This window comes from Streptomyces sp. NPDC015220 (assembly GCF_043079345.1).
In the GTDB taxonomy this organism is placed as follows: domain Bacteria; phylum Actinomycetota; class Actinomycetes; order Streptomycetales; family Streptomycetaceae; genus Streptomyces.
On the sequence record NZ_JBIBUK010000011.1, the window covers coordinates 128,152 to 154,633 of the forward strand.

At 74.5% G+C, this 26,482-nt stretch carries 28 protein-coding genes; 11 read left to right on the forward strand and 17 right to left on the reverse strand.

Annotation, left to right across the window (positions count from 1 at the left end; all coding sequences use genetic code 11):
• The first annotated feature begins 284 nt into the window (after window positions 1-284).
• Window positions 285-2,363 carry a SpoIIE family protein phosphatase gene (locus ACF061_RS22350; RefSeq protein WP_392268686.1) on the forward strand — a complete coding sequence of 693 codons (2,079 nt, stop codon included), beginning with the start codon at window positions 285-287 and terminating at the stop codon, window positions 2,361-2,363.
• A gap of 122 nt (window positions 2,364-2,485) precedes the next feature.
• Here the strand turns inward: ACF061_RS22350 and ACF061_RS22355 are convergent, their stop codons facing one another.
• On the reverse strand, window positions 2,486-3,307 hold the full coding sequence (locus tag ACF061_RS22355) for a putative protein N(5)-glutamine methyltransferase (RefSeq protein WP_392268687.1): 822 nt from the start codon (window positions 3,305-3,307) through the stop codon (window positions 2,486-2,488).
• Window positions 3,308-3,836: 529 nt separating this feature from the next.
• Here ACF061_RS22355 and ACF061_RS22360 point away from each other — a divergent pair.
• Window positions 3,837-4,322 carry a MarR family winged helix-turn-helix transcriptional regulator gene (locus ACF061_RS22360; protein WP_392268688.1) on the forward strand — a complete coding sequence of 162 codons (486 nt, stop codon included), beginning with the start codon at window positions 3,837-3,839 and terminating at the stop codon, window positions 4,320-4,322.
• An 81-nt stretch (window positions 4,323-4,403) separates the two neighbouring features.
• Here the strand turns inward: ACF061_RS22360 and ACF061_RS22365 are convergent, their stop codons facing one another.
• Entirely contained in the window at window positions 4,404-5,156 is a 753-nt protein-coding gene (locus ACF061_RS22365; protein ID WP_392268689.1) for a GNAT family N-acetyltransferase, read from the reverse strand.
• Window positions 5,153-6,079, reverse strand: coding sequence for an NADP-dependent oxidoreductase (locus tag ACF061_RS22370; protein ID WP_392268690.1), 927 nt, complete (start codon window positions 6,077-6,079; stop codon window positions 5,153-5,155). Before ACF061_RS22370 ends, ACF061_RS22365 begins: the two co-directional genes overlap by 4 nt.
• Window positions 6,080-6,369: 290 nt before the next feature.
• Between ACF061_RS22370 and ACF061_RS22375 the strand changes: the two genes are divergently transcribed.
• From ACF061_RS22375 to ACF061_RS22390, 4 genes are all read left to right on the forward strand, one after another.
• Complete coding sequence (locus ACF061_RS22375; RefSeq protein ID WP_392268691.1) at window positions 6,370-6,975, forward strand: sulfite oxidase-like oxidoreductase; 606 nt, start codon at window positions 6,370-6,372, stop codon at window positions 6,973-6,975.
• A complete protein-coding gene (locus tag ACF061_RS22380; protein WP_392268692.1) occupies window positions 6,968-7,723 on the forward strand; it encodes a ferredoxin reductase in 756 nt (251 codons plus the stop codon). The genes ACF061_RS22375 and ACF061_RS22380 overlap by 8 nt, the downstream gene beginning before the upstream one ends.
• A 245-nt stretch (window positions 7,724-7,968) precedes the next feature.
• Window positions 7,969-8,937, forward strand: coding sequence for an acetylxylan esterase (locus tag ACF061_RS22385; RefSeq protein ID WP_392268693.1), 969 nt, complete (start codon window positions 7,969-7,971; stop codon window positions 8,935-8,937).
• A 156-nt stretch (window positions 8,938-9,093) separates the two neighbouring features.
• On the forward strand, window positions 9,094-9,858 hold the full coding sequence (locus ACF061_RS22390; protein ID WP_392268694.1) for a GntR family transcriptional regulator: 765 nt from the start codon (window positions 9,094-9,096) through the stop codon (window positions 9,856-9,858).
• Between the two features lie 145 nt (window positions 9,859-10,003).
• Here ACF061_RS22390 and ACF061_RS22395 read toward each other — a convergent pair whose 3' ends face one another.
• Complete coding sequence (locus tag ACF061_RS22395) at window positions 10,004-10,729, reverse strand: class I SAM-dependent methyltransferase (protein WP_392268695.1); 726 nt, start codon at window positions 10,727-10,729, stop codon at window positions 10,004-10,006.
• Between the two features lie 413 nt (window positions 10,730-11,142).
• On the opposite strand from ACF061_RS22395, the gene rho reads away from it, so the two are divergent.
• Window positions 11,143-12,291 (forward strand): transcription termination factor Rho, encoded by a 1,149-nt coding sequence (rho, locus tag ACF061_RS22400; RefSeq protein WP_392268696.1) that lies wholly within the window; start codon window positions 11,143-11,145, stop codon window positions 12,289-12,291.
• Between the two features lie 128 nt (window positions 12,292-12,419).
• A complete protein-coding gene (locus tag ACF061_RS22405; RefSeq protein WP_392268697.1) occupies window positions 12,420-13,610 on the forward strand; it encodes a D-alanyl-D-alanine carboxypeptidase family protein in 1,191 nt (396 codons plus the stop codon).
• 22 nt (window positions 13,611-13,632) lie between these two features.
• Here the strand turns inward: ACF061_RS22405 and ACF061_RS22410 are convergent, their stop codons facing one another.
• From ACF061_RS22410 to ACF061_RS22445, 8 genes are all read right to left on the reverse strand, one after another.
• Window positions 13,633-14,556, reverse strand: coding sequence for a glutaminase (locus ACF061_RS22410; RefSeq protein WP_392268698.1), 924 nt, complete (start codon window positions 14,554-14,556; stop codon window positions 13,633-13,635).
• A 124-nt stretch (window positions 14,557-14,680) separates the two neighbouring features.
• Window positions 14,681-15,697, reverse strand: coding sequence for an asparaginase (locus tag ACF061_RS22415; RefSeq protein ID WP_392268699.1), 1,017 nt, complete (start codon window positions 15,695-15,697; stop codon window positions 14,681-14,683).
• Window positions 15,698-15,830: 133 nt separating this feature from the next.
• Window positions 15,831-16,502, reverse strand: coding sequence for a FadR/GntR family transcriptional regulator (locus tag ACF061_RS22420; RefSeq protein WP_392268807.1), 672 nt, complete (start codon window positions 16,500-16,502; stop codon window positions 15,831-15,833).
• 176 nt (window positions 16,503-16,678) lie between these two features.
• A complete protein-coding gene (locus ACF061_RS22425; protein WP_392268700.1) occupies window positions 16,679-17,515 on the reverse strand; it encodes an undecaprenyl-diphosphate phosphatase in 837 nt (278 codons plus the stop codon).
• Between the two features lie 93 nt (window positions 17,516-17,608).
• A complete protein-coding gene (gene crcB, locus ACF061_RS22430; RefSeq protein ID WP_392268701.1) occupies window positions 17,609-17,983 on the reverse strand; it encodes a fluoride efflux transporter CrcB in 375 nt (124 codons plus the stop codon).
• Window positions 17,980-18,387 carry a DUF190 domain-containing protein gene (locus tag ACF061_RS22435; RefSeq protein WP_392268702.1) on the reverse strand — a complete coding sequence of 136 codons (408 nt, stop codon included), beginning with the start codon at window positions 18,385-18,387 and terminating at the stop codon, window positions 17,980-17,982. The genes crcB (ACF061_RS22430) and ACF061_RS22435 overlap by 4 nt, the downstream gene beginning before the upstream one ends.
• Window positions 18,384-18,845, reverse strand: a complete 462-nt coding sequence (crcB, locus tag ACF061_RS22440) for a fluoride efflux transporter CrcB (RefSeq protein ID WP_392268703.1) — start codon at window positions 18,843-18,845, stop codon at window positions 18,384-18,386. Before crcB (ACF061_RS22440) ends, ACF061_RS22435 begins: the two co-directional genes overlap by 4 nt.
• A 223-nt stretch (window positions 18,846-19,068) precedes the next feature.
• Window positions 19,069-19,359: an ArsR family transcriptional regulator gene (locus tag ACF061_RS22445; protein WP_392268704.1), complete on the reverse strand. Its 291-nt coding sequence runs from the start codon at window positions 19,357-19,359 to the stop codon at window positions 19,069-19,071.
• Between the two features lie 292 nt (window positions 19,360-19,651).
• On the opposite strand from ACF061_RS22445, the gene ACF061_RS22450 reads away from it, so the two are divergent.
• Window positions 19,652-19,996 carry a VOC family protein gene (locus tag ACF061_RS22450; RefSeq protein WP_392268705.1) on the forward strand — a complete coding sequence of 115 codons (345 nt, stop codon included), beginning with the start codon at window positions 19,652-19,654 and terminating at the stop codon, window positions 19,994-19,996.
• 112 nt (window positions 19,997-20,108) lie between these two features.
• Complete coding sequence (locus tag ACF061_RS22455) at window positions 20,109-20,498, forward strand: MarR family winged helix-turn-helix transcriptional regulator (RefSeq protein ID WP_392268706.1); 390 nt, start codon at window positions 20,109-20,111, stop codon at window positions 20,496-20,498.
• Between the two features lie 20 nt (window positions 20,499-20,518).
• Here ACF061_RS22455 and ACF061_RS22460 read toward each other — a convergent pair whose 3' ends face one another.
• A complete protein-coding gene (locus ACF061_RS22460) occupies window positions 20,519-20,926 on the reverse strand; it encodes an SseB family protein (RefSeq protein ID WP_392268707.1) in 408 nt (135 codons plus the stop codon).
• A 215-nt stretch (window positions 20,927-21,141) separates the two neighbouring features.
• Between ACF061_RS22460 and ACF061_RS22465 the strand changes: the two genes are divergently transcribed.
• Complete coding sequence (locus ACF061_RS22465; RefSeq protein ID WP_392268708.1) at window positions 21,142-21,462, forward strand: DUF2795 domain-containing protein; 321 nt, start codon at window positions 21,142-21,144, stop codon at window positions 21,460-21,462.
• 289 nt (window positions 21,463-21,751) lie between these two features.
• On the opposite strand, the gene ACF061_RS22470 is transcribed toward ACF061_RS22465, so the two are convergent.
• The 4 genes from ACF061_RS22470 to ACF061_RS22485 form a co-directional block, all read right to left on the reverse strand.
• On the reverse strand, window positions 21,752-22,864 hold the full coding sequence (locus ACF061_RS22470; RefSeq protein WP_392268808.1) for a PP2C family protein-serine/threonine phosphatase: 1,113 nt from the start codon (window positions 22,862-22,864) through the stop codon (window positions 21,752-21,754).
• A 171-nt stretch (window positions 22,865-23,035) separates the two neighbouring features.
• Entirely contained in the window at window positions 23,036-23,803 is a 768-nt protein-coding gene (locus ACF061_RS22475; protein ID WP_392268709.1) for a GNAT family N-acetyltransferase, read from the reverse strand.
• A gap of 314 nt (window positions 23,804-24,117) precedes the next feature.
• Window positions 24,118-25,635, reverse strand: a complete 1,518-nt coding sequence (gene glpK, locus ACF061_RS22480) for a glycerol kinase GlpK (RefSeq protein WP_392268710.1) — start codon at window positions 25,633-25,635, stop codon at window positions 24,118-24,120.
• 59 nt (window positions 25,636-25,694) lie between these two features.
• On the reverse strand, window positions 25,695-26,462 hold the full coding sequence (locus tag ACF061_RS22485) for an IclR family transcriptional regulator (protein ID WP_392268711.1): 768 nt from the start codon (window positions 26,460-26,462) through the stop codon (window positions 25,695-25,697).
• Between the last annotated feature and the right edge of the window lie 20 nt (window positions 26,463-26,482).

Genomic DNA, 26,482 nt, shown 5'->3' on the forward strand with positions numbered 1-26,482 from the left:
CTCCTCTCGTGGCCGTGCCGCGGTGCCGCACGGGGTTCCCCGGAACGGGCCCCCACCCTCACCACTCAGCAAAGCACCACCCCCGGCAGAGCACTACCGGCCGGCCCTCCGCACCGCGCCGGGACGCTCCCGTCCGGCCGATTCGGCGGGACGGCCGCCCGGGTGGTGAGGGATGGTGGAGGAAGACGACGGACCCTCGGAGAGGTGAGTGTGGGCGCGGTACAACGGGGTGTGTCGGCACCCGTGACGGCGGGCCGTGCGGACGGGCGAAGGCGGTGCGAGGGATGAGTGCAGCCGGGACTCCCTGGGCCGACGGCGAGGAGCCGGCCCGCGGCCCGGTGCGGCCGAGCGGGCTGCTCGACGTGCTCGGCGTGGCCTCGGTGGTCCTCGACGCCAAGGGTCGGATCGTGTTGTGGAGCCCGCAGGCCGAGGAGCTGTTCGGCTACTCGGCGGACGAGGCGCTGGGCCAGCCGGCCGCCCGGCTGATGGTCCACAAGGAGCACCTGGACCTGGTGATCAAGCTGTTCGCCGACGTCCTGAGCACCGGCCGGGGCTGGGCCGGGGCCTTTCCCATCCGGCACAAGGACGGCAGCACCCGCCTGGTGGAGTTCCGCAACATGCGCCTCCTGGACGACCGCGGAGACATCTACGCTCTCGGACTCGCCGCCGACCAGTCGACCGTCCGGCGGCTGGAGCAGGAGGTGGCGCTCTCGGAGCGGATCGTCTCGCAGTCCCCGATCGGTCTGGCCGTCCTGGACACCCGGCTGCGGTACGTCTCCGCCAATCCGGCCCTGGAACGGATCGACGGGGTGCCGGCCGCGGACCGCATAGGGCGGACGGTGCCCGAGGTCCTGCCGCACCTGGACGCCGACGAGGTCGAGTCCTCCGCCCGCCGGGTGCTGGCGACCGGAAGGTCGATGGTCGACGTCTTCGCCGTCGGCCGGACCCCTGCCGACCCCGACCAGGACCACGCCTGGTCGGTCTCGATGTACCGGCTGGAGGACGCCGTCGGCACGGTCCTGGGCGTGGCCGTCTCGGTCGTGGACGTCACCGAGCAGTACCGCGCGGGCCTCGAGGCGGAGGCCGCGCGCCGCCGGCTGGCCCTGATCGCCGACGCCTCGGCCCGGATCGGCACCACCCTCGAACTGGACCGCACCGCCCGGGAGCTGGCCGACGTCGCCGTGCCGGAGCTGGCCGACGTGGCCGCCGTCGACCTCCTCGACTCGGTGGTCGGCGGACGCCGCAGCAGCCTGGGACCCACGGAGACGGCGGTGTTCCGGGCGCTGGCGGTGCGGGCGGACCACGCGGTGGACGCCCTGGAGGCGGCCGACCCGCCCGGCCAGATCGCCCGCTACGGCCCGGACCGCCTGGTCACCCGGTGCGTGCGCACCGGACAGCCGGTGCTGGTGGCGCGGGTCGAGGACGAGGACCTGAGCTGCATCGCCCGGTCCCCCGAGGCGGCCGTGCTGCTGGGCCGCGCGGGCGTGCACTCCTATCTGGCGGTGCCGCTGACCGCCCGGGGCGAGGTGCTGGGCGCGCTCGACCTCAAGCGCACCCGCAATCCGCACCCCTTCAGCGAGGACGACGTGCTGCTGGCGCGGGAGCTCGCCGCCCGGGCCGCCGTGCAGATCGACAACGCCCGCTGGTACCAGAACGCCCGCGACACCGCCCTTACCCTCCAGCGCAGTCTGCTGCCCCGGCATCCGTCGGTCACCGGCGGACTGGAGGTCGCCTCCCGCTACCAGCCGGCCGGCTCCACCGTCGAGGTGGGCGGTGACTGGTTCGACGTGATCCCGCTGGAGGGCGACAAGACGGCGCTGGTGGTCGGGGACGTCATGGGCAGCGGCATCGGCGCCGCCGCCACGATGGGCCGGCTGCGCACCGCGACGAAGGCGCTGGCCTCGCTCGACCTGGACCCCGCGCGGCTCCTGGAACACCTCGACCGGATCACCGACGGCCTGGACCAGGCCATCGCCACCTGCCTGTACGCCGTCCACGACCCGCACCTGCGCCAGTGCCGGTTCGCCAACGCCGGGCACCTGCCGCCGGCCCGGATCCGCCCGGGCCGTCCCCCGGAGCTGCTCGACCTGCCCACCGGGGTCCCGCTGGGCGTCGGGGGCGTGGCGTTCTCCACCACCACCGTCGGCCTCGAACCGGGCGACCAGCTCGTCCTGTACACCGACGGACTCGTCGAGACCCGCCGTCATCCGCTGGACGAGCGGCTGGACACGCTGCTGTCCCTCCTCGACGACCCCCGGCGCCCCCTGGAAGAGCTGTGCGACCTCCTGCTGCGCAAGCTGCACCAGCCGGACAACCACGACGACGTGGCCCTGCTCGTGGCCCGCGCGCAGCCGCCGGCGTAGCGCCGGCCGGACCGCCCGCCCGGAGTTCGCGGACAGGCGGGGGCGACGGGCGGCACCGGTCCGCGGGGAGGCCGGGCGGGGCGGGCGGCGCCGGACCGCCGGGGGGGCGGCCCGGGCGCGGACTACCGTCTCGTGCCGACGACCACGTTGGCGTACAGCTCCGCCGAGACCGCGAGGCGTGCGGCGAGCCCGGCCGCGGCGAAGACCTCCAGGGCGGCCGGCGCCTGCCGCTCGCTCGTCTCGACGAGGAGACAGCCGCCGGAGGCCAGCCAGTCCGGGGCCTCGGCGGCGACACGCCGCAGCACGTCCAGCCCGTCCGCGCCGCCGTCGAGGGCGGCCGGCGGTTCGTGGTCCCTGGCCTCCGGCGGCAGCAGGGCGACCTCGTCCGTGGGGACGTAGGGGACGTTGGCGGCGAGGACGTCGACACGGCCGCGCAGCCGGGCGGGGAGCGCCTCGAACAGGTCGCCCGTGTGGACCTGGCCGCCCAGCGGGCCGACGTTGCGGCGGGCGCAGCGCACCGCGGCCGGGTCGATGTCCGCGGCGTGCAGCTCGACCGGGCCGAGCGCGGCGGCCAGCGCGGCGCCCACGGCGCCCGACCCGCAGCACAGGTCCACGACCACGGACGCCTCCGGCGCCTGGGCCACGGCCTCCTCGACCAGGAGCTCGGTGCGGCGCCGGGGCACGAAGACCCCCGGTTCCACGACGACGCGCAGACCGTGGAACTCGGCCCAGCCCAGGACCTGTTCCAGTGGCAGTCCGGTGGCGCGGCGGTCCACCAGAGCGGCGAGTTCACGCGGGGTGCGCGCCGCCGCGAGGATCAGCTCCGCCTCGTCCTCGGCGAACACGCAGCCGGCCGCACGCAGCGCGGTGACGACCGCGGCACGCGAGGCCGGGGAGAAGGAGGCGGCGGAGGAAGAGGGGGACGGAGGGGGAATCTGAGGCATGGAGAGCCGAGACCTTTCGGGAGCCGAAGGGCGCTCCCGCGGTCACCCACCGACGGTGATCCGCACCGTTCCGAGGGGAGAGCACCCGACCTGACACAGCGGCAAGGGGTCTCACCTCCTCGGGCGAATGCGGTCCGGACCGTCCGCGACCGCAGGCCACCCTACCCCAACCACCGGACGCCCACGGTCTCTTCGGCCGCCGCGGCGGGGTCGCCGGCCGTCTCCGGCGAGCGGGCCCCGCTCGCCGGAGACGTACGCCGGAAGCACAGGAGAGGCGCGGGCTTCACGGCCCTCTCGAACCCCGCCGGGCGGCCGGGCGTCGGCCCCGCCCGCCCGGGCGGGCCCGGCCTCTTGCCGTGACGAGCACAGGAGGGCTCGCCCCGATCACCGTGCTCATGGGTTCCGGGAGGACGGCGGCGGCCGATCCGACGTCCACGACGCACCGTCGCCCCGGCACAGGGCCGCGCGCCCCCATCGGATGGCCCTCCTTCTCAGTTGTACTCTGCAACCAGAGCCGGGGAGGTATTCCGTGACAGCAGCCGAAGGGCCGGACGCGAGGGCCGTCACCCGTGGCGGGAGCGCCGGGGAGACGGCCGTCGAGACCATCCAGCGCGAAATGACGATCTTCGCACGCCGGGCCCGGGCCTCGGCGGGCCGCACGCACCCCGAGCTGTCGCTGGTGTCGTACACACTGCTGGGGCACCTCGAGGAGCGCGGCGGCTGCCGCGCCACCGACCTGGCCGCGCACTACGCGCTGGACAAGTCCACGGTCAGCCGTCAGGTGGCCGCCCTGGAACGGGCCGGCCTCATCGAGCGGCGGCTGGACCCGGAGGACCACCGGGTCCAGGTCCTGCATCTGACGGACGCCGGCCGGCGGATCCTCGCCCAGGTCACCGAGAGCCGCCGGGCGGCCTTCCACGAGCGGCTGGCGGACTGGCCCGCCCAGGACCTGGAGCGGTTCGCGGGCTATCTCACCCGCTACAACGCCTGGACGCCGCCGTCCGGCGCCCGCTGACACGGCGGCGGCCGCCGCGACACCGGACGGCGGCCACGGCGGCCGCCGCCGTGACCGCGCGCCGCCGTGACCGCGCGCCGCCTACGCCACCGGCACGGGCTCCCGCTCGTCGGCCAGGTGCTCGGGGACGCGGGCCGCGAGGAAGGCGGTGTGCCGCCGCAGCCGGAACCCCAGGGACTCGTACAGCCGGATGGCGTTCGTGTTGGGGGCGCCGGTGTGCAGGAACGGTGTCTCGCCGCGCTCGCGGATGCCGTGGGCGACCGCCAGGATCAGCCGTGTGGCGAGACCGTGGCCGCGGTAGGCGGGGTCGGTGCAGACCGCGCTGATCTCGGTCCAGCCGGGCGGGTGCAGCCGCTCCCCGGCCATCGCCACCAGCGCCCCCTCCCTTCGGATGCCCAGGTAGGTGCCCATCTCGATGGTCCGCGGCAGGAACGGTCCGGGCTGGGTGCGGGCGACCAGGTCGAGCATCTCCGGGACGTCGGCGGGGCACAGGCGGACCGCCTCGGGGTCGGGGGCCGCGTCGATTCCGTCGTCCACGAACTGCACGCCCTCGACGCGGAACGTGACCTCCCAGTCGTCGGGGACGCGTCCCCGGAAGCCGAGCAGCGGGACCTCGCCCCCGGGACCGGCGAGACCGGCGAGGACCGCCCAGTCCGCGGCCTCCGGCTCGGCGGGCAGCGCCAGCCACGGCGAGACGTCCACGGGATAGCGCAGCACCCGGCCGTGCCGTTCGGCGAAGCGGGCGTGCGGGCCGGTCAGGGAGGCCAGGGCCGGGTCGTCCAGGACGTGTCCGGACGTCGGCCGGGCGGCGGAAGGACCTGTCGTCACGCTCACGCCTCGACCTCGATCACGACCTTGCCGCGGGCGTGCCCGTCCTCCACCAGGCGCAACGCCTCGCCGGCCCGCTCCAGCGGGAACGTCCGGGTCACGTGCGGATCCAGGTCTTTGCGGGCGACCAGCTCCGCCACGGCGTCCAGGACGGCCGCGGTGAGGGCGCGGGCCACCCGTGCGCCGCCCAGGGCCGCGGCCGCCTGCGGCGGCGCGCCGGCGGTGACCAGTCTCGCGCGGTCGGCGAGCAGCCCGGCCGCCTCGGTGAGCACCTCGCCGCCGACCAGGTCGTAGACGGCGTCGACGCCGTCCGGGGCGGCGGCCCGGGCGCGTTCGGCCCACCCGGGACCGGACGGCACGTGCACCGCGCCGAGCGACCGGACGAAGTCCTTCTTGCCCTCGCTCGCCACTCCCACGACCCGCAGCCCGAAGGCCCGGGCGATCTGCGCAGCGGCCGCCCCGACCCCGCCGCCCGCGCCGGTGACCAGTACGGTCGCCCCCGGGTCGAGGTCGAGCTGGCGCAGGCCGTCGTAGGCCGTGGCCGCCGCGACGGGCAGGGTGGCCGCGTCGGCGAACGACACCGCGGCCGGCTTGTGCGCGGCGAGCCCGGCCGGCAGCAGCGCGTACTGGGCGAAGGCGCCCGCCGCGGTGTTGCCGAAGACCTCGTCCCCGGCCGCGAAGCCGGTCACGCCCTCGCCGGTCTCCTCGACGATCCCGGAGGCCTCGCTGCCGAGGGTCTCCGGGAAGACCGGCTCGGCGCTCTGACCCGGCCTGCGGAAGCCCGTGCGCAGTTTCCAGTCGACCGGGTTCACCCCCGCCGCACGCACCGCGACCAGGATCTGCCCCGGGCCCGGGCGTGGCCGGTCCACGTCCACGAGCGCCTCGGTCTCCGGGCCGCCGAACCGGGTGAAGACATACGCCTTCGGCATCGCTCCCACTCTCCTCACGCTGTCACCGCGTCACCGGCCGCGAGCCGCCGCGGCCTGCCCGCCACCTGCAAGAAAGATCGTCGGGCGGCTATTCCCGGGCCGGCGGAGATTTCATCCTCCCGTCATGACGGCCGGCGCTCCCCGGGTGCGGGGCGGCCGGGAGCACGACGTACGGTGGGGAGCGCGAGCGACCGTCCGCGGGCGCGAGCGACCGTCCCGTCCGGCCGGCGGGGAACCGCACCGCTCGACCAGCGGGCCGCCGCGCACGGCGGCCTGGAGGCACCACCCGCATGAACGTCACCCGAGGCTTCACCGGGCGTCCGCGTGTCGACAACCCGGGCCTGCCGCCCGGGCAGTACGACGCGGGGGACGACTGGCCCGTGCTGTCCGCGGAGGTCACGCCCGACCTCGCGCCCGCCGACTGGACCTTCCGCGTCGACGGACTGGTCGCCGAGGAGCGCACCTGGGACTGGGAGCGGGTGCGGGAGCTTCCGCGGTCGGTGTACGAGGGCGACATCCACTGCGTGACGAGCTGGTCGAAGTTCGGGGTGCGGTTCGGGGGCGTGTCGCTGGACGTCTTCCTGGACGCGGTACGGCCCGACGCCGCCGCCACGCACGCCGTGGCCTACTCCCACACCGGGTACACCGCGAACCTCCCGCTCGCGGACCTGCGGGGCGGGCGCGCCTGGATCGCGTTCACCTACGACGGCGAGCCGCTGCCGGCCGAGCACGGCGGTCCGGCGCGGCTGCTGGTGCCGCACCTGTACTTCTGGAAGAGCGCCAAGTGGATCGCGGGGCTGAGGATCCTCGACCACGACGAGCCGGGCTTCTGGGAGCGGAACGGCTACCACGCCCGCGGCAACCCCTGGCAGGAGCAGCGGTACTCCGGTGACTGAGACCTTCGTACCCCCGGCCCGGTTCGCGGTGCCCGGGCGCATCGCCGTGGGCGAGCAGACCGCCTCGGTGTGGCAGACGGCCACCCTCACCGGGATCCGGCGCGAGACCCCGCGCGCGGCCACCTTCCGTTTCTCGGTGCCGGCCTGGGCGGGACACCTGCCCGGGCAGCACCTGATGCTGCGGCTGACCGCGCCGGACGGCTACACGGCCCAGCGCCACTACTCGATAGCCTCCGCGCCCGACGACTGCGGGCACATCGAACTGACCCTGGACCACGTCGACTCCGGCGAGGTCTCCGGCTGGTTCCACACGGTGGCCCGGCCCGGCGACCAGGTGGAGGTGCGCGGCCCGCTCAGCGGTTTCTTCGCCTGGCCGGGCGACCGGCCGGCGCTGCTGGTCGGCGCGGGTTCCGGGGTGGTGCCGCTGATGTCGATGGTGCGGCACCACCGGGCACGGCGCCTCGACGTGCCGCTGCGGCTGCTGGTCTCCGCGCGCAGCCCCGAAGAGCTCATCTACGCACGGGAGTTCGGTGCGGAGACCACACGCGTGTTCACCCGTGGCGGTCCGCCGGGCACACCGGTGGGGCGGTTGTCGGCGGCACATCTGGCGCCGGTCGTGGCGGAGCGGCCCGACGGCGGCTGGGAGGCATACGTGTGCGGCTCCAACGCCTTCGCCGAGCACGCCTCCCGGCTGCTGGTCGCGGCGGGTCTGCCCGTGGACCGCATCCGGATCGAGCGCTTCGGCTGAGCCGGCGGCGCCCGGAGGGGCGGCTCCCGCGCGGGTGACCCGATCACCCGTGGGCCCGCCGCCTTCCCGGCCGTGTCCGGCCCGCCGAACGAGCACACCCGGGGCAATGGCTCTGACCAGCGGCTCCGCCCGCAGGAGAGCGCGGTTTCGGAGGGTCCGTTCCGGCTGAACAGGTCTGGCGATTCATCCGACCACTGCCCTACCGTGTGATCGTCCTCCGCGTCCCCTCCCGAAGGCGGTTGCCGATGCCCCTGTTCGACCTTCCCCTCGACGAACTCCGCGAGTACCGCAGCGAGTCCGCGGAGCCCGACGACTTCGACGCCTTCTGGTCCAAGACCCTCCAGGAGGCCCGTGAGCACGATCTGGAGGTCCGCTTCGACCTCGTCGAGACGGGACTGACCACCGTGAAGGTGTACGACGTCACCTTCGCCGGGTTCGGCGGCCACCCGGTCAAGGGCTGGCTGACGCTGCCCGCCCGGGTCGACGCGCCCCTGCCGCTGGTCGTGGAGTTCGTCGGCTACGGCGGCGGGCGAGGTCTGCCGCACGAGCATCTGCTGTGGGCGTCGACGGGCCGGGCCCACTTCATCATGGACACCCGCGGACAGGGCAGCGCCTGGGGCGGCGGGGGCGGCACCGCCGACCCGGTGGGCGGTGCGCCGGCGTACCCCGGTTTTATGACCCGGGGCATCGACGCGCCGGAGAACCACTACTACCGCAGGGTGTTCACCGACGCGGTGCGCGCGGTGGAGGCCGCGCGCTCGCACCCGCTGACCGATTCGGCGCGCACCGCGGCGATCGGCGAGAGCCAGGGCGGCGGCATCGCGATCGCGGTGGGCGGCCTGGTGCCGGACCTGGCCGGCATCGCGCCGGACGTGCCGTTCCTGTGCGACTACCCGCGCGCGGTGACGCTGACCGACCGTCACCCGTACCGTGAGATAGGCCTCTACCTCAGGACGCACCGCGGCCGGACGCAGGACGTGCTGCGCACCCTGTCGTACTTCGACGCGGTCCACTTCGCGGCGCGCGGCCGGACGCCGGCCCTGTTCTCCGTGGCCCTGGAGGACCAGACCTGCCCGCCGTCCACCGTCTTCGCCGCGTTCAACGCCTGGGCGCACGACGACAAGGCGATCGAGGTGTACGACTTCAACGACCACGAGGGCGGCGGCCCCTACCAGGACGCGGTCAAACTGCGCTGGCTGCGGTCGTACGCCTGAGGCCGCCGGGCCTTGCCGGCCCGGTCCGGCCGACGTCTGCTGAAAGGTTTCGGCCGAATCATCGGACCACCCTTCCCTAGTGGTTTAGACCAATGTTAGACCTGGTGGCGCAATGAGCCCGAGTGGCTACGGTACGTCACCAACAGGAGGCGCGGCATGGCCCGCACCACCCCCCACGACCCCCCTACGGCGCGAGCGACGGCCGAGGGAGGGCCGCTGTACTGGAGAATCGCGACGGAACTCCTCGACGAGTTGCGCGACGGCACCATACCGCCCGGCGAACGACTGCCTGGCGAGCGGCAGTTGGCCGCGCACTTCGGGGTCAGCCGGGAAACCGTGCGGCAGGCGCTGGAGGTGCTGCGCCGCGACGGACTGGTCGCCACCGACCGCCGCGGCAGCCACGCCACGCTGAGCGGCCCGCCGGTCGGGGCGCCCGCCGGCCCGGCCTTCCCGGTCGGCGCCCGCACCGCCGCCCCGGACGCCTTCGACCGGGCCACGGTGACCTGGGAGACACCGCCCCCTGAACACGCCGCCGCGCTCGGGCTCGCCCCGCACCGGCCGACCCTGGTGCACCGCTACCGGTCCGCGGGTGCCGACGGCACCGGTCTGCGCACGGCGGTGACATCGTTTTCCGCCGTGGCCCTCACCGAGGTCGCCGAGCTCGCCCGCTACCGCCACCGCGCCGACGGCTCCGGCGACGCACAACTGCGGCGGGCCTACGACTGGATGCGCCGGGCGGGCCTGACCCTGCACCACCGGGACTCGATCACCCGCCTCGCCGACGGCCCGTCGGTACGGGTGACCCGGCGCGTCCACGACCAGTACGCACGCCCGCTGGAGATCACCGACCTGCTCGTGGACGCCCGGCAGGACGTCCTCGTCTACGAGTTCACCCTGCCGGCGGCGGCCCGGGTGGGCTGACCGGGCGGGCCGCCGGACGGCCGCGGACCCGACGGCGAGCAGGGCGCACCCGTTCCCGCCCGCCGGACGCGCGGCGGGCGGCGAGCGCCGGGCCGATCGGCGCGGCCCGTACGACGCCGTCCCGTCCGGCGGGCGGCCGCCCGGGTCAGGGCAGCCGGCGGGCCGCGACCACGCGGGCCCGCGGGCTGCCGTCGGCGCGGCGGCCGAACTCCGGCAGCGCGTGCAGTTCCACGCGGAACCCGGCGCGTTCCAGCTCCCGCAGCACATCGCCGAAACGGAAGGCGCGGTAGTACATGACGAACGGCGGCCGCCACACGGTGTTGCGCACCCGCATGGCCGCGTCGAAGCCGAGCAGCGTCCAGAACGCTCCCGAACCGGGCCGCGGCGGGGCGAACACCGGCAGGGCGAACACGCCACCGGGCCGCAGGACGGAGCGCACCTGGCCGAAGAGCGCGGGCAGTTCGGCGGGGAGGAAGTGGCCGAGCGCGCCGAAGCTGACGACGAGGTCGAAGGCGGCGGTGAAGGGCAGGGCACGGGCGTCCGCGCGCACCCAGGCGGGCCGCGGAGCGGCGTTGGGGGCGTGCTGCCGGGCGAGGGCGAGCATCCCCGCGCTGAAGTCGACGCCGGTGACCGTCTTCCGGCACACCCGCGCCAGCACGTCCAGGCCGGCGCCCGTCCCGCAGCACAGGTCGAGCCCGTCCTCGTACGGTCCGGTCTTCTCCAGGAGTGACCCGACGGCCTCCAGTACCGGGCCCGGCGTCCGGAACGGGGTGCGGTCGAACTTCGGCGCGAGCAGGTCGTAGCCGCGCTCGACGGAGGACAGCGCCTGCACGGCGAGTTCACGGAGGGTGGGGCCTTCGGGGGCGAACACCCTTGTCAGCCTAGCCCTCCGGGTGCCCGGTCGCGGGCGCCGTCCGGGTGCCCGGCCCGCGGGCGCCGTCCGGATGCCGCGGTCGCGGGCGTCGGAGGCGTCCGGGACGAGCGTGGTACAGTGCGAAGAGCACCACTCTCGGTTCCCTTCCGTGAACCCGGTGCGACCGTTTTCTCCGCGCGACCGCGTTGTCCGCTGATCCACTCGCTGCCCCGCCCGGCCCGTCGGGCGCACCGGCGCGCCGATCGACCTTCTCCACCGCCTCGTGAGCCGGGCGTTCCCGTGTTTCGTGGTCCGTCGCACCCGAGGTGCGTTCCTTCGCCGCCGACGGCCGTGTTCCAGGCCCTCCGCCCGCGGCTTCCCACCCCTCTCGCACGTGTCCCGTGCCGTTCGTCCCGAAAGGACCCTCCTCCATGACCACCACACTCGAACATCCCCCGGTACGACGGCAGCCGGAGCCGGCCGACCGGCTTGTGACCGGCGTCCTGGACATCGACGCGCGCGGGACGGGCCGTCTGCTCGGCACCGACTGCCTGCCCTCCCCCGCCGACCCCCAGGTGCCCGCCGCCCTGATCCGCCGCCACGGGCTGCGCCGGGGCGACCTCGTCGACGGGGTGCCGGGCGACCGGCACACCCTCACCGCGGTCGCCCGGGTGGGCGGGCGCACTCCGGAAGCGCTCCGGGGCCGCCGCCACTTCCACGACCTGACCCCGCTGCACCCCCGTGAGCGGCTGCGCCTGGAACATCCGGCCGCCGGCCTCACCGGCCGCGTCACCGACCTGATCGCGCCCGTCGGCAAGGGCCAGCGCGGACTCGTCGTGGCGCCGCCGAGGTCCGGCAAGACCGTGCTGGTCCAGCAGATCGCCGCCGCCGTGGCCGGGAACCACCCCGAGTGCCGGCTGATGGTCGTCCTGCTGGACGAACGGCCCGAGGAGGTCACGGACATGCGGCGCTCCGTGCGCGGCGAGGTCTACGCCTCCACCTTCGACCGGACCCCCAAGGAGCACATCGCCCTCGCCGAACTCGTCGTGGAACGGGCCAAGCGGCTGGTGGAGGCCGGCGAGGACGTCGTGGTCCTCCTGGACTCCCTGACCCGGCTGTGCCGGGCGCACAACAACGCGGCCGCCTCGGGCGGCCGCACCCTCAGCGGGGGCGTCGACGCGGCTGCGCTGCACGGCCCCAAACGACTCTTCGGCGCGGCGCGCCTGGCCGAGGAGGGCGGGTCGCTCACCATCCTCGCCACCGCGCTGGTGGAGACCGGCTCCCGCGCCGACGACTTCTTCTTCGAGGAGCTGAAGGGCACCGGCAACATGGAGCTCAGGCTGAGCCGCGAACTCGCCTCCCGCCGAGTCTTCCCGGCCGTCGACATCAGCGCCTCCGGCACCCGCCGCGAGGAACTCCTCCTCTCCCCCGCCGAGTCGGCGGCCACCGGCGGCCTGCGCCGCGCCCTGCTGACCCGCGACGGCCGGACCGGCCTGGAGACCCTGCTGGACCGGCTGCGCGCCACCCCGGACAACGCGACGTTCCTGCGCCGTGTCCGGTCGACGCTGCCGAGCGGTTAGGTCCTGTCGCCGGACTCCCGTCGGGCGGGCCCGATCAGCCGTACCCGCTGGTTCATCCGGGTGCTCCCGGCCCCCGTTCGGCCCCCGGCGAGGTCACGCCGCCACCGGTTCGTTCCTACGTTTGCGATATGACGATCGGATCTTCTCTTCGAGCTGCCCTGTCGGCCTGCGCCCTCTGCACGGCGGGCCTGCTCATAGTGGCCTCCCCCGTCGCGGCGGTGGGCCGGACCGGGACGGACCCCGGGGCCCGGGACCGGTCGAAGCCGGCCGTACCGCAGCCGGCCCTGCTGCAACGCGAGGGCACACAGGTCCGGCTCCGCGCCGGGGCGCCCGGGACACCGGACGTCTCCGCGCTGTCCTGGCTGGTGGCCGACGCCGGCACCGGCGAGGTGCTCGCCGCGCACGACGCGCACGAGAAGCTGCCGCCCGCCAGCACCCTCAAGACCCTGTTCGCGCTCACCGTGCTGCCCGCCTTCCCCGGCGGCCTCCGGCACACCGTCAGCGGAGCCGAACTGGCCGGGATCGGCCCCGGCAGCAGCCTGGTCGGCGTCGTCGAGGGACACACGTACCAGGTGGCCGACCTGTGGCGCGGGGTGTTCCTCAACTCCGGCAACGACGCCGTGCACGTGCTCGCCGCGCTCAACGGGGGCTGGGACCGCACCGCCCGTCAGATGCAGGCCAGGGCCCGCGCGCTGGGCGCCCTGGACACCCACGTCGTCTCCCCCGACGGCTACGACGCCGACGGACAGGTGTCCTCGGCCTACGACCTGGCCGTGTTCGGACGGGCCGGCCTGCGCAACGCGGACTTCGCGCGCTACTGCTCCACCGTGGACGCCTTCTTCCCCGGCGGCGACGGCGGCACGTACGGGATCGCGAACACCAACCGGCTGCTGACCGGAGCCGACGGCGTGGCACGGTACCCCGGTCTGATCGGCATCAAGAACGGCTACACCAGCAACGCGGGCAACACGCTGGTCGCAGCGGCCCACCGCGCCGGGCGCACCCTCGTCGTGACGGTGATGAACCCGCAGGTCGGCAACGGCCTCCAGGTGTACGAGGAGGCGCGCCGACTGCTCGACTGGGGCTTCGCGGCCGCCGGGCACGTCGATCCGGTCGGTTCGCTCGACGCGCTGCGTCCCGTGGCACAGGGCGGGCAGGTGGTCGTTCCGGCCGCGGCGGCCGGGGCGGGGACCGGGGGCGGATCGGCCCCCGACTGGCCGAGGACCGGCGCCGTCGCGGGCGCCGCCGGTCTGGGCGCCGGGGCGGTGCTGGTGGGCCTGCGGCGCAGGCGCAGGCGCGCCCGGCTCGTCCGCGGCTGACCGGCCGGCCGCACACCGCCGCTCAGAACACCGACAGTCCGGTGAGCGTGGTGAAGCGGTCCAACGCCGCGACACCCGCCACCGAGTTGCCCCGCTCGTCCAGGCCGGGACTCCACACGCACAGCGCGCACCGGCCCGGCACGACGGCGATGATGCCGCCGCCGACGCCGCTCTTGCCGGGCAACCCGACCCGGTAGGCGAAGTCGCCCGCCGCGTCGTACGTCCCGCAGGTCAGCATGACCGCGTTGACCTGCTTGGCCTGGCTGCGGCTGAGCAGCCGGGTGCCGTCGGCCCGGACGCCGTGCCGGGCCAGGAAGGTGGTCGCCAGGGCCAGGTCGGCGCACGAGGCGGCGACGGAGCACTGGCGGAAGTACTGGTCGAGCAGGACCGGCACCGGGTTGTCGATGTTGCCGTAGGACGCCATGAAATGGCCGAGGGCGGCGTTGCGGTCGCCGTGCGCGGTCTCGGAGGCGGTGACCTGGAGGTCGAAGTCCATGTCCGGGTTGCCGCTCTCGGCGCGCAGCAGCCGCAGCAGTTCGCCGGCCGCGTCTCCGGTGCGGGTCTGGAGGCGGTCGGTGACCACCAGCGCGCCGGCGTTGATGAACGGATTGCGCGGAATGCCGTTCTCGTACTCCAGCTGCACCAGGGAGTTGAACGGGTTGCCGGAGGGCTCGCGGCCCACGTGCTCCCACAGTTCGTCGCCCTCGCGGGAGAGGTCGAGGGCGAGGGTGAAGACCTTGGTGATGGACTGGGCGGAGAACGGCTCCCGCCAGTCCCCCACCCCGTACACCGTGCCGTCCAGTTCCGCCACGGCCATGCCGAAGGCGCGCGGGTCGCGGGCGGCGAGCGCCGGGATGTAGTCGGCGGGGCGTCCCCGTCCGGGCGTCCGCTCGATCTCCTCGGCGATGCGCTCCAGGACCGGCTGGAAGGTCATCGACGACGTCATGATCCCCATTGTGCCCCCGGGCCGGCCCCGGCGAGCCGCACGGCCCCGGGCCAGGGCCCGCGGGGCTGCCGGACGCGGCCTCGTCGGCAGCCGTGCGGGTCGTCCTCCCGAGGCACCTGGCGCCTCAGGCGCAGGCGGTGAGCGGGGCCGGGGACAGAGCGTCGGCCGGGCGGACGCAGCCGACCGGTTCGCCGCCGCCGAGCAGCGGTTCGCCGGCGAACCCGGTGAGCAGGGCCGGGTCGACACCGGCCCGGGCGAGGGCCGCGGCGGCGACCGGGACGCGGGCCCGGTTCGCACCGTCGGCGATCTTCACCGCGACGGCCCGGCCGTCCGGCAGGGCGGCGACCTGGACGCCCTCGAAGCCGTCCTTGGCGAGCAGTCCGGGCACGACCCGCATCAGCTCGGCCACGTCCCGGCCCGAGCCGGACGCCATCTCGGCGTGCTCGCGCATCGCGTCGGCGACGCGGGCCTCGGCGGTGCCGGCGGCGGCGGTGGTGATGCGCGCGGCGGCGCGGGCGAGGCCGTGCAGGGAGACGGCGAACAGCGGCGCGCCGCAGCCGTCGACGGTGACCTGGGCGACGGGCTGCCCGGTGAGCTCCTCGACGGTTTGGGCGACGGCCTGCTGGAGCGGGTGGGCCGGGTCGAGGTAGTCGTCGAGGGACCAGCCGTTGAGCCCGCACGTGTAGAGCATGGCCGCGTGCTTGCCGGAGCAGTTCTGGGCGAGCCGGGAGGGCGGGCGGCCCTCCCGCACCCAGGTGTCCCGGACGGCGGGGTCGAACGGCAGGTCGGGTACGTTGCGCAGGTCGTCCTCGGTCAGGCCGGCCAGTTCGAGGATGCGCCGGGCGCCGGCGAGGTGGCGTTCCTCCCCGGAGTGGCTGGCGGCGGCGAGCGAGAGCAGCTCGCCCTCCAGCGGCAGCCCGGCCCGAGCCATGGCCACGGCCTGGAGGGGCTTGAGCGCCGAGCGCGGGTAGAAGGCGGCCTCGGCGTCGCCGAGCTGGAAGGCGGCCGTGCCGTCGGCGCCGAGGACCACCACGGAGCCGTAGTGGACGCCCTCGATCACGCCGCCGCGTATCAGGTGGGCGACGGGTGCGTGGCGGGGTTCGCGGACGAGGGGCGCCGCTGCGCGGGAAGTGCTGTTCATGGCTGCCTGCATCACTCGTGGGTGTGGGTGGGGGTGCGCGGAGTGTGCGCGGGGGGCCGGGCGGAGGCGGGCGCCGTCGACGCCGGGCCGGTCCGCGTGCCGGCCGGCGGCGCGCCCGGAGTGGGGGCGCGCCTCATGCCTCGGGGCCGCCCCGGGTGCGGGGGTGCGCGGAGCGCACGATGTCGGTGAGGGTGGTCTCGACGCGGTCGAGGTGGTGTGACATGGCCCGGACCGCGTCGTGCTCGCTGCCTTCGGCCAGCGCCTCGACGAGCGCCCGGTGCTCACGGTTGGACTGTTCGCGCCGGCCGCCCAGTTCGTTCAGGAAGGCCGACTGACGGGCCAGCGCGTCCCGGATCTCCTCGATGACCCGGCGGAAGACCGGGTTCCGGGCGGCCTGGGCGACCGAGAGGTGGAAGAGGGTGTCCAGCGCGACCCACGAGGTCGTGTCGGTCTCCTGTTCCATCCGCTCCAGCAGGTGGCCCAGGTGGTCCAGGTCCTCGGGCGTGCGCCGCAGCGCCGCGTAGCCGGCGACCGGCACCTCGATGTGCCGGCGCACCTCCATCAGGTCGCTGGCCGCGTAGTCGCCGAAGGTGGGGTCCTCCACGGCTTCGGCGACGACGAAGGTGCCCTTCCCGGTCCTGGAGACGGTCAGGCCCATGGTCTGCAGGGCGCGCAGGGCCTCGCGCAGCACGGGCCGGGACACCTGGAGGGCGCGGCACAGCTCGGCCTCGGAGGGGAGCTTGTCACCGATCGCGTAATCGCCGCGCTCGATCGCGCCGCGCAGGTGGGCGAGGACCGCTTCCATGGCGCTGACGCGTCGCGGTGGCACTCCACCTGTCTGGCTGTCTGACAGGTTCACGGGGCGATCCTCCGGGTTGCGGCGCAAGCTGTCAAGGCGGGCCGGCGCGGGCTCTGGACACGGTCGCCGGAGGCGAGGCCGCGACGGCGGCCTCGCGCCCCGCATGGCGCGGGCCCCGCAGCTCAGGCGTCGAGGACGCCCGTGCCCAGCAGGCCGAAGAGCAGCACGCCGACGGCGATCCGGTACAGGACGAAGGCGTTGAAGGAGTGCTTGGCGACGAACTTCAGCAGCCAGGCGATGGAGGCGTAGGCCACCAGGAAGGAGACGACGGTGCCCACGGCGAGCGGGGCGGCGCCCACACCCGCGCCCAGCGCGTCCTTCAGCTCGTAGAGGCCGGCGCCGGTCAGGGCCGGGATGCCGAGGAAGAAGGAGAGGCGGGTGGCGGCGACGCGGTCCAGGTCCAGGATGAGCGCGGTGGACATGGTGGCGCCGGAGCGGGAGAAGCCGGGGAAGAGCAGCGCGAGGATCTGCGAGGTGCCGACCAGCATGGCGTCCTTGAAGGACGTGTCGTCCTCGCCGCGCTTGTGCCGGCCCATCTGGTCGGCGCACCACATCACGGCGCTGCCGGCGATCAGCGAGCCGGCGACCACCCACAGCGAGCCGAGCGGCCCGTCGATCAGGGGCTTGGCGGCCAGGCCCACGACGACGATCGGAACGGTCGCGTAGATCACCCACCAGGCGAACTTGTAGTCGTGGTGGTAGCGCTCCTCGCGGTCGGCCAGGCCGCGGAACCACGCGGAGACGATCCGCACGATGTCCTTGAGGAAGTACACGAGCACGGCGGCGATGGCGCCGACCTGGATGACGGCGGAGAACCCGACGACGGAGCTGTCGTCGACGGGGATGTCCATGAGCCCTTCGGCGATCTTGAGGTGGCCGGTGGAGGACACGGGGAGGAACTCGGTCACCCCCTCGATGACTCCGAGAACGACGGCCTGACCGACGGAGATGGCGCTCATGGGATCCAGTTCTGCGAAAGGTTTGGTCGACAGTGGTGTAGACGCACTTGCGTCGCAGACACTCTTACTGCGCGGAGGTGAAGTCCCGGTGACCTACACCCAGAGAGCTGCTGAAATCGAGGCTCCCGCGAAAGCGGCGCCGAGGCCCGTCACGACACTCGCGACCGCGTTGACGGCGGCGTACCGCCCGGCTCCGGTCTCGGTGAGCCGCAGGGTCTCGTAGGAGAAGGTCGAGTACGTCGTCAGGGCCCCGCACAGGCCGGTGCCCAGCAGCAGTTGCAGGTGCCGGCCGGCGGCGCCGGCCGACACCGCGCCGGTCAGCAGGCCGAGGATCAGGCAGCCGGTCACGTTCACCACGAAGGTGCCCCAGGGGAAGACCGAGTCGTGGCGGGACTGGACCGCGCGGTCGGTGAGATACCGCAACGGAGCGCCGACCGCGGCTCCCGCGATCACCAGCAGCCAGTTCACGACGGACTACCGCCCTTCGGGGCCGCGCCGCCCGCCGGTCCCCGCCCCGGACCGCCCCCGTCCCCGTGCCCGCGGCCGACGTACCGGATGACCTCGCAGTCGTCGAGGATGACGAGACCCTCGGTGACCAGTTCGTCCAGTTGCGGCAGGAAGGACCGCACCCGGTCCTCGGTGTCGACGATCACGATCGCCACCGGCAGGTCCTCGCTCATCGACAGCAGCCGTGAGGTGTGGATCAGGGACGAGGCGCCGAAGCCCTCGACACCGCGGAAGACACTGGCGCCGGCCAGCCCGGCGGTGTGCGCCCGGTGCACGATCTCCGAGTACAGGGGCCTGTGGTGCCAGGTGTCGTTCTCGCCGATGAAGACGGTCACGCGCAGGGCGCTGCCGGTGAGCCTCGTCATCGCTGCCTCCGCTTCAGGACCCGGCGGGTGGCCGCCGCCGCGAGCCACACCGCCGCGAGCGCCGCGCACAGGGTCGCGGCCAGGTAGGCCAGGCCGGTGCGGGCGTGGCCGGAGTCGACGAGTTTCTGGATGTCGACCGCGTAGGTGGAGAACGTGGTGAAGCCGCCGAGCACGCCGGTGCCGAAGAAGGGCCGCACCAGGCGGTGGGCGGCCCACACCTCGGTGATGACCACCATGAAGACGCCGATCACCGCGCAGCCGACGACATTGGTCCAGAAGGTCGCCCAGGGGAAGCCGCCGGGCGGCGTCGGCCACGCCAGCGAGAACGCGTAGCGGGCGGTGGCTCCGAGCGCGCCGCCGAGCGCCACCACCGCGACCACCGGCGCCTGGGCGCGCCAGGCGTGCTGTCGGGACGGACTCGGACCGAGGCGCAGGCTCTCCGCTTCCGGGGCTGTCATGGTCGTACGCGTCTCCTACTCGCCCGGGCCCCCGCGGACATGCCGGGCCGCTGACTGAAGCAAGTAGGGACCGTTGGCGGCGCCGGTGCCGCGGTTCGGGTACGGCGGGCCCCACCGCCGTGCCGCGGAAGAGATCGCGGCCGGACATCAGGGTAGCGCCCGGCCGCCGCGCTGGTCACTTCGAGGGCGGTGCGCCGCCGGGTCCTTGCGGGCGGCGCACCGGTCACCAGCCCTTCTCGAACAGCCGGGCCACCTCGGCGATGCGGAACTCGTCACGGCGGTAGTAGGTACGGCGGCGGACGCGCCGGGTGCGCAGCAGTCCGAGGTCCGTGAGCAGGGCGAGGTGCGCCTCGGCGACCCGGCGGGGGATGCCGAGACCGGCGGCCACGGCCCCGGCGGTCGCGCCGTGCTCGGCCGGGACGGCGCGCCGCGGACACCGGGGCACGTGCGCGGGCGGTTCCTTCAGCCACTCCAGGATGACCAAGCGTGTCCGGCCGGCGGGAGTCCACGGCATCTCGGCCTCCTGCTGTCGTCGAAGCCGCCCCGTCTGGACGTTTCCCACTGTGGCGCGGATCGACCCGTCGTGTCCGGGACTCGACGGCCGTTGTCCGGTACCCGACGTCCGGGGCGCGCGGTCCCCTGAGGAGGCGGCCGGGGCGGCACGGGCGGCCGCGCCGCCGAGGAATCGGGGAACGCCGCCCGGACGCCCGCGGGCGGTCAGGATTCGAGAAGCGGCCCGGCGCTCGCCCGGCCTAACGTGAAACCACCGACGCACCCGTCGGCCCAGCCGTCACCGAGGAGCACTCATGACCGCCGCCCTGAAGACGATCATCTACCCCGTCAAGGACCTTGCGCGGGCGAAGGCCCTGTTCAGCGCGCTGCTGGAGGCCGAGCCGTACGTCGACGAGCCCTACTACGTCGGGTTCGAGGCAGCCGGGCAGGACGTCGGTCTCGACCCGAACGGGCACTCCAGGGGCATGACCGGACCGGTCCCCTACTGGCACGTGACGGACATCAGGACCCGGTTGGCGGCACTGGTTTCGGCGGGCGCCGAGGTGCAGCAGGACGTGCAGGACGTCGGCAACGGCAGGCTGATCGCCTTCGTGAAGGACGCCGACGGGAACCTCGTCGGACTCCTCCAGGACGCCTGAGCGGCCGTACCGGGGAAGCCCGGGCGGCCGGGCGTCCCGGTGTCCGCGCCGGCCCGGTCGCCGCTTCCCGCGCGCCGATGCGCGCCCCCACGCCCGCATTACCATGCGATGCATGGGAGCGAACGCGGCCGGCGCCCGGCTCGAGGAACAGTGGCGGGACATCCTGTCGGTGCACGCGCGCACGACGTGCGAGATAGACCGTGTGCTGCACCCGTACGGCCTGGGCGCGAGCGATTTCGAGGTGCTCGACATCCTGGCGTCCGAGCCGCCCGCAGACGGCGGCGGGTGCCGGGTGCACAACGTCGCCGGGCGGGTCCACCTGAGCCAGAGCGCGTTGTCCCGCCTCATCGGCCGCCTGGAGAAGGACGGTCTGGTGGAGCGGTCGGTGTGCGCCCACGACCGGCGCGGGGTGTGGCTCTCCCTGACCCGCAAGGGCCGTGAGCTGCACACCGAGGTGCTGCCGTTGCAGCGCGCCGTGCTGGCGCGCACGCTGGGCGGCTGACGGCGCGGCCCGGAGCGGCCTCAGCCCTGCGGCCGGGCCAGCAGGGTGCGCACGCCCTCCGAGGTGAGCGTCAGGCCGTGCGGGGAGCTGGCGTCTATCGTCAGCGACAGGTCCTCGGCCGGCCACTGGGAGGCGAGGGCGCCCAGGGGCACCAGGCGGTAGCGGGAGACGAAGGGCAGCAGCTCCGACATCTCCAGTTCCGAGGTGAACACGGGCACCACCGGCACGCCGCCGGGTTGTTCCAGGACGGGCAGCGCCACTGACGCCGGGTTGGTGGCATCCTCGTCGCTCACGTCGTCGGGCACCGGGATCAGCACGTCACTGTGGGCGAGCGCGTCCAGTGCCGCCGTGTCCTCGGCGTTCTCGGCGAGCACGTCCAGCGCCTGCTGCGCGGGCGTGGCGGTGTAGTCGTTCTCGGGTGTCTCCATGACAGATTCCCTGGTCGCGGCGGTGTCGTGTGCGAGCCGCCCCGGGACGGTGATCGCCCGGGCACAGCCCTGGACGCGTACCCGGTCGGACACGGGGCAACCGCCCGTGCCCGAGGGAATCGGCGGGGCCCGTCGCCCACGCGCATTCGGCCACATGCGCGGGTCCATGACGGTTACCCGATATGTCCGTCGAGTCCGAAGAGGGAGAGAAAGTCATGGACCGCAGCACCAGCGCACGCGACGTGGTCAAGGCCATCAAGGACGTCGACTTCCCGGCCGGCAAGGACGACCTGATCGAGGCGGCCGGCCGGTCCGGCGCCGCGCCGGAGGTCGTGAAGGCGCTGCGCGGCATTCCGCCCGAGCAGTACGCCAATCGTGAGGAGGTGGCCCGGTCGGTGCGCGTGGACCCGGCATCCGACCTCGGCACGAGCGCCGCGCAGCGCGCCGAGCAAGCCCGTGAGGGCGGTCGGCGCGGACAGTCCCAGCACCTGCGCGAAGTGCCGAAGCCGCCGGTGCAGGACGAGCTGGAACAGTAGGGCCCGTCCGGCGTTCCCCGCCGGACCCGTGACGCCCCGGCAGGGGTCGTCGGACAGCCCCTGGCCGGGCCCTGAGCCGCGGCGGGCCCGCCCGGCCGGGACGGGCGGGGACGCCCTCACCCGGCCCCGGGTCCACCGCGCGGCCGTGGCCGTACCAGGGCGGTCGTCGGCCGGCCGGGGCGCTTGACCGCCCGGCTCGGACGGTTTCCTGGTGGCGCCGGCCCGGTCTGCACGGCCCGCTGCTCGGGGCACAGGCCAGACACGGCCGAGCCGCCGGCGGCCGTGCCGGTCACCGGTCCGGGCGGCTGATCGCGACGGCCGCCATGTCGTCGCGGAGGCGACCGCAGGCGTGGGCGAGCAGGTCGTCGCGGAGCCGCCGCAGCAGGTCGTCCGGTGTTCCGGTGGGCCGGGCGGCGGCCCAGACGACGGCGCGTGCGGCGAGCGGGAAGAAGGCCCCGTCCGCGTCGCGCGCCTCCAGTACGCCGTCGGTGTGCAGCAGCAGCTCGTCGCCGGGCGAGAACGCGAACGAGGCGACGGCGTAGGCCACGGATCCGCTCAGGGGGCCGATGCCGAGCGGCGGTGCGACGGCCTCGGCGACCAGCGTGTGGGCCTCGGCCCGCCCGCAGCAGATGAGCACCGGGTCCGGATGGCCGCAGTTCACGAAGCGGACCACCTCTTCCCGGTCGGGGATGTCGAGGAGCAGGGCGGTGGCGAAGGCCTCCTCGGTGTCGGGCGTCCCCTCCGTGTGCCACTGCCGGGAGTCCCACCGCATGGCGCCGTCCAGATGCGCGGCCAGCCAGGGCAGCGTGGGCCGGCGGTGCGAGGCCGCGCGGAAGGCGCCGAGCAGCAGCGCGGCGTGGTCGATCGCCGGGAGCCCCTTGCCGCGCACGTCCGCGATGAGCAGCCGGGTGCTGTCCTCGGTACGGGCGGCGGCGTAGAGGTCGCCGCCGAGGGCCGCCTCGTCCTGGGCGGCCAGGTACAGGCCGGCCATCCGCAACGGCCCGCTGCGCTCGGGCAGCGGCGGGAGCAGCACCTCCTGCACGGCCCGGGCCACGGTCCGGCTCTGGCTGAGCTGGCGTTCCCGGCGGTCGAGCACCAGGCGGAACAGGACGATGAGGCCGGAGACGATGACCAGGGCCGCGACCTGGACCTGGATGTTCTGGGAGCCGATCGTGCCTCTGGCGGCGCCGATGAACAACTGGGCGCCGACGGCCAGGGCGCCGATCAGCGCGGTGAGCCGGGGACCCGCGAAGGCGGCCGTGACGGCCGGGGCCGCGACCAGCAGTGGGCCCAGGTGCACTTCCCGCGGAGTCAGGACGTCCACCACGCACACGGCGGCGATCAGTCCCAGCGGGAGGAGGACCAGCGCCCGCCCGGACCTGTAACACCGCAAGAGTTGCAGCGCCACACATCATGCTCTCACCCCCGGCTCGCGGCCACCACCGCACCGGGGCGTCCCGCACCGCACGACGCGCGACGCGGTGCGCCACAGCGCCGCGGTCGCCGCGGTGCCGCCCGGCCCCCTGACCACTGGCTGCCCGGCCGCCCGGCTCCCCGGCCGCCCGGCCGGGCGCTACGCCCGCACGAGGCGGCCGTCGACGTCGTCCGGCCGCGGACCGGCGCCTTTCGGCGCGGGCCGGACCGGGGCGGTGACCGGACGCACCGGGTGCGGGGCGGGCACGCCCACGGCCGGCCGCCCCGCGGCCAGCCGGAGTTCGACGACGGCGCGGGCGGTGGGCCACTCCTCGTCGAGGATCGAGTAGAAGGCGGTGCTGCGCACGGCGCCGTCCAGGCCGCGCGAGTGGGCCCGGCGGACGCCCTCGCGGCGGGCGCCCAGCCGTTCGATGGCGGCACACGAACGGAGGTTGCGGGCGTCGGCGCGGAAGGAGACGCGGCGCACCCGCCAGGTCTCGAACGCGTGCCGCAGCAGGAGCAGCTTGGCCTCGGTGTTGATCCCGGTGCCCTGGGCGGACGCGGCGAGCCAGGTGTTGCCGATCTCGGCGGCGTCGGGCACGGCGGTGCCGGGGTCGCCGTACGGGACTCCGGGCACGCAGGGCCACACGAGCGGGCCCTGCCAGTAGTCGAGTTCCAGGAAGCGGGTGGAGCCGACGACCCGCCCGTCGTCGGCGCGGACCACGGCGAACGGCAGGGCACGGCCCGCCGCCTGCTCGGCCAGGGCCCGCTCGACATAGCCGCGGGCCGCTTCTAGGCCGTGCGGCACGGGGGTGAAGGCGTAGGAGGTACGGTCCTCGGCCCCGGCCTGGGCCAGGCCCTCGGCGTGGTGGGGAGCGAGGGGCTCCAGCCGGGTGCTGCGGCCGGAGAGAACGACGGGTGCGGGCACGGGGCCTTCGGTCCTTCTGGGAATGGGGGTGCTGCCACTCGCGACCGTCGGCGCGGTGCGGGAGCGGTGGTCAAGCATGCGCCGGGGGCCGGGTTCGGCGGGAGACGCGGGGGTGAAGAACGGAAAACGGTCGGATGAAGCGCGGCCGGAGACCGGCGGACCCCGGCGCCGTCCGGGACGGCATCGCAGCGGGCCCCCCGCGTGCAACGGCGCGGAGAGCCCGGGGGGCTCACTTCCGAACCCCACGGATGGTGGGTAACCACCGGGAGGGGACCGATGCCCCGTCGGGCCAGGATCCGCTCGTTCGGCGGGCGTCAGTGCGCGTCGTCGCGCGGGCGGACCCAGCCCAGGGACCGTTCCACGGCCCGCTGCCAGCTCTCGTACTCCCACGCGCGCCGTTCGGGGTCCATGTCCGGCAGCCACTGGGCGGCCCGGTGCCAGTTGCGGCGCAGCACCTCCAGGTCCGGCCAGTAGCCGACGGCGAGACCGGCGGCGTAGGCGGCGCCCAGGGAGACCGTCTCGGCCACCAGCGGCCTCACGACGGGTACGTCCAGCACGTCGGCCAGCATCTGCATGAGCAGGTTGTCCGAGGTCATGCCGCCGTCCACCTTGAGCTGCCGGAGGGCGAGGCCGGAGTCGGCGTTGACGGCGTCGACGACCTCCCGGGTCTGCCAGGCGGTGGCCTCCAGCACGGCCCGGGCCAGGTGCCCCTTGGTGATGTAGGAGGTGAGGCCCACGACGACACCGCGGGCGTCACTGCGCCAGTGCGGGGCGAACAGGCCGGAGAAGGCGGGGACGATGTAGCAGCCGCCGTTGTCCTCCACCGTGCGGGCCAGGGTCTCGATCTCGGGCGCGGAGCTGATCACGCCGAGCCGGTCGCGGAACCACTGGACCAGCGAGCCGGTGACGGCCATCGGGCCCTCGAGCGCGTAGACCGTCGGCTGGCTTGCGATCTTGTAGGCGACGGTGGTGAGCAGCCCGTGCCGGGAGCGGACCAGCTCGGTCCCGGTGTTCATCAGCAGGAAGCTGCCGGTGCCGTAGGTGCACTTGGCCTCGCCGGGCGAGAAGCAGGTCTGGCCGAACAGGGCCGCCTGCTGGTCGCCCAGGGCGGCGGTGATGCGGACGCCCGGGAGCAGCGCCCGGGCCTCGCCGTAGCTCTCGGCGGAGGAGCGGATCTCGGGCAGCAGCCCGCGCGGCACGCCGAAGAAGTCGAGCAGTTCCGGGTCCCAGGTCAGGGTGCGGATGTTGACGAGCATGGTGCGGCCGGCGTTGGTGGGGTCGGTGATGTGCAGTCCTCCGTCGGTGCCGCCGGTGAGGTTCCAGATCAGCCAGCTCTCCATCGTGCCGAACAGCACCTCGCCGTCCTGGGCGCGCTGTTCCAGGCCCGGCGTGTTCTCGAACAGCCAGCGGATCCGGGGCGCGGAGAAGTAGGTGGAGGGGGGCAGCCCGCAGCGGTCCAGGAAGAACTCGTCCCCGGGGCGGTCGCGGAGCGCGTCGACCATCGGTGCGGTTCGGGTGTCCTGCCAGACGACGGCCCGGCCCAGCGGGGTCCCGGTCCGCCGGTCCCAGAGCACCGTCGTCTCCCGCTGGTTGGCGATGCCGATGGCCGCGATCTGCCCGGAGTCCACGCCGGCCGAGGCCAGTGCCTCGGGCACGACGCGCCGCACGTTGCGCCAGATCTCCAGGGCGTCGTGCTCGACCCAGCCGGGCCGCGGGAAGTGCTGCTGGTGCTCCCGCTGGGCGACCGAGCACAGCCGCCCGCGATGGTCGAAGAGGATGCATCGCGTGGACGTGGTGCCCTGGTCGATGGACATCACATACCGGTCAACCATGATCGGGCCTGCCTTCCGGTGCGTCGCGCGGGTGGGGGGCCTGCCGGGCCGGCGGGGACCTACCAGCGGGCCGCTCCCAGGTCCCGGGAGATCGCCCGCGCGGCCTCCCTGAGCAGGGCGGTCAGCGCGGGCAGCGGCCGGCTCCTGGTGTCGCAGATCCGCTCGACCGGGCCGGACAGGCAGACGGCGCCCACCACCAGGCCGCCGTGCCCGCGGATCGGCGCGGCGATCCCGGCGACACCCATGCTCATCTCCTGCACCTCCGCTCCCCAGCCGAGCTCGCGGATCTCGGCCAGCGCCCGGTTCAGGTCGTCGGGGACCACCAGGGTGTGACGTGTGTACGCGGCCAGGCCCCCGTCGGGCAGCGGGTCGAGGGTCGCGGCCCCGAAGGCCAGCAGCACCTTGCCCAGCGAGGAGGCGTGCAGTGGCAGCAGCGCTCCCACGTCCAGGGTCTGCAGGGTGTCGTCCGGCCGGAAGACGTGGTGGACGATGAGGACCTGGCCCTCCAGGGGGGTGCCCAGCCGGACGGCCTCGCCGCTGCGGGCGGCCAGCGCGTCGGCCCAGTTGATGGAGCGCGAACGCAGTTCGTTGACGTCGAGGTAGCTGGTGCCCAGGTGGAGCAGGGCCGCTCCGAGCTGGTACTTCCCGGTGGCCTCGTCCTGCTCGACGAAGTCGACGTGTTGCAGGGTGCGCAGGATCCCGTGGGCGGTGCCCTTGGCCAGCCCGAGGGAGGACGCCACCTCGCCGAGCCCGAGCCTGCGGGGGCCGCCGGCGAGCAGGCGCAGGATCGCCGCCGCTCGCTCGATGGACTGGACGGGTCCGGCCATGGAGCGATATTAGCCCCATT

Bases quoted from the DNA above. Each gene is read 5' to 3' on its own strand.
- ACF061_RS22350 (WP_392268686.1), top strand. From the start codon at position 285: ATGAGTGCAGCCGGGACTCCCTGGGCCGACGGCGAGGAGCCGGCCCGC.
- ACF061_RS22355 (WP_392268687.1), bottom strand. From the start codon at position 3,307: ATGCCTCAGATTCCCCCTCCGTCCCCCTCTTCCTCCGCCGCCTCCTTC.
- ACF061_RS22370 (WP_392268690.1), bottom strand. From the start codon at position 6,079: ATGCCGAAGGCGTATGTCTTCACCCGGTTCGGCGGCCCGGAGACCGAG.
- ACF061_RS22375 (WP_392268691.1), top strand. From the start codon at position 6,370: ATGAACGTCACCCGAGGCTTCACCGGGCGTCCGCGTGTCGACAACCCG.
- ACF061_RS22385 (WP_392268693.1), top strand. From the start codon at position 7,969: ATGCCCCTGTTCGACCTTCCCCTCGACGAACTCCGCGAGTACCGCAGC.
- ACF061_RS22390 (WP_392268694.1), top strand. From the start codon at position 9,094: ATGGCCCGCACCACCCCCCACGACCCCCCTACGGCGCGAGCGACGGCC.
- rho (WP_392268696.1), top strand. From the start codon at position 11,143: ATGACCACCACACTCGAACATCCCCCGGTACGACGGCAGCCGGAGCCG.
- ACF061_RS22405 (WP_392268697.1), top strand. From the start codon at position 12,420: ATGACGATCGGATCTTCTCTTCGAGCTGCCCTGTCGGCCTGCGCCCTC.
- ACF061_RS22410 (WP_392268698.1), bottom strand. From the start codon at position 14,556: ATGACGTCGTCGATGACCTTCCAGCCGGTCCTGGAGCGCATCGCCGAG.
- ACF061_RS22415 (WP_392268699.1), bottom strand. From the start codon at position 15,697: ATGAACAGCACTTCCCGCGCAGCGGCGCCCCTCGTCCGCGAACCCCGC.
- ACF061_RS22420 (WP_392268807.1), bottom strand. From the start codon at position 16,502: ATGGAAGCGGTCCTCGCCCACCTGCGCGGCGCGATCGAGCGCGGCGAT.
- ACF061_RS22425 (WP_392268700.1), bottom strand. From the start codon at position 17,515: ATGAGCGCCATCTCCGTCGGTCAGGCCGTCGTTCTCGGAGTCATCGAG.
- ACF061_RS22435 (WP_392268702.1), bottom strand. From the start codon at position 18,387: ATGACGAGGCTCACCGGCAGCGCCCTGCGCGTGACCGTCTTCATCGGC.
- crcB (WP_392268703.1), bottom strand. From the start codon at position 18,845: ATGACAGCCCCGGAAGCGGAGAGCCTGCGCCTCGGTCCGAGTCCGTCC.
- ACF061_RS22445 (WP_392268704.1), bottom strand. From the start codon at position 19,359: ATGCCGTGGACTCCCGCCGGCCGGACACGCTTGGTCATCCTGGAGTGG.
- ACF061_RS22450 (WP_392268705.1), top strand. From the start codon at position 19,652: ATGACCGCCGCCCTGAAGACGATCATCTACCCCGTCAAGGACCTTGCG.
- ACF061_RS22455 (WP_392268706.1), top strand. From the start codon at position 20,109: ATGGGAGCGAACGCGGCCGGCGCCCGGCTCGAGGAACAGTGGCGGGAC.
- ACF061_RS22460 (WP_392268707.1), bottom strand. From the start codon at position 20,926: ATGGAGACACCCGAGAACGACTACACCGCCACGCCCGCGCAGCAGGCG.
- ACF061_RS22465 (WP_392268708.1), top strand. From the start codon at position 21,142: ATGGACCGCAGCACCAGCGCACGCGACGTGGTCAAGGCCATCAAGGAC.
- glpK (WP_392268710.1), bottom strand. From the start codon at position 25,635: ATGGTTGACCGGTATGTGATGTCCATCGACCAGGGCACCACGTCCACG.
- ACF061_RS22485 (WP_392268711.1), bottom strand. From the start codon at position 26,462: ATGGCCGGACCCGTCCAGTCCATCGAGCGAGCGGCGGCGATCCTGCGC.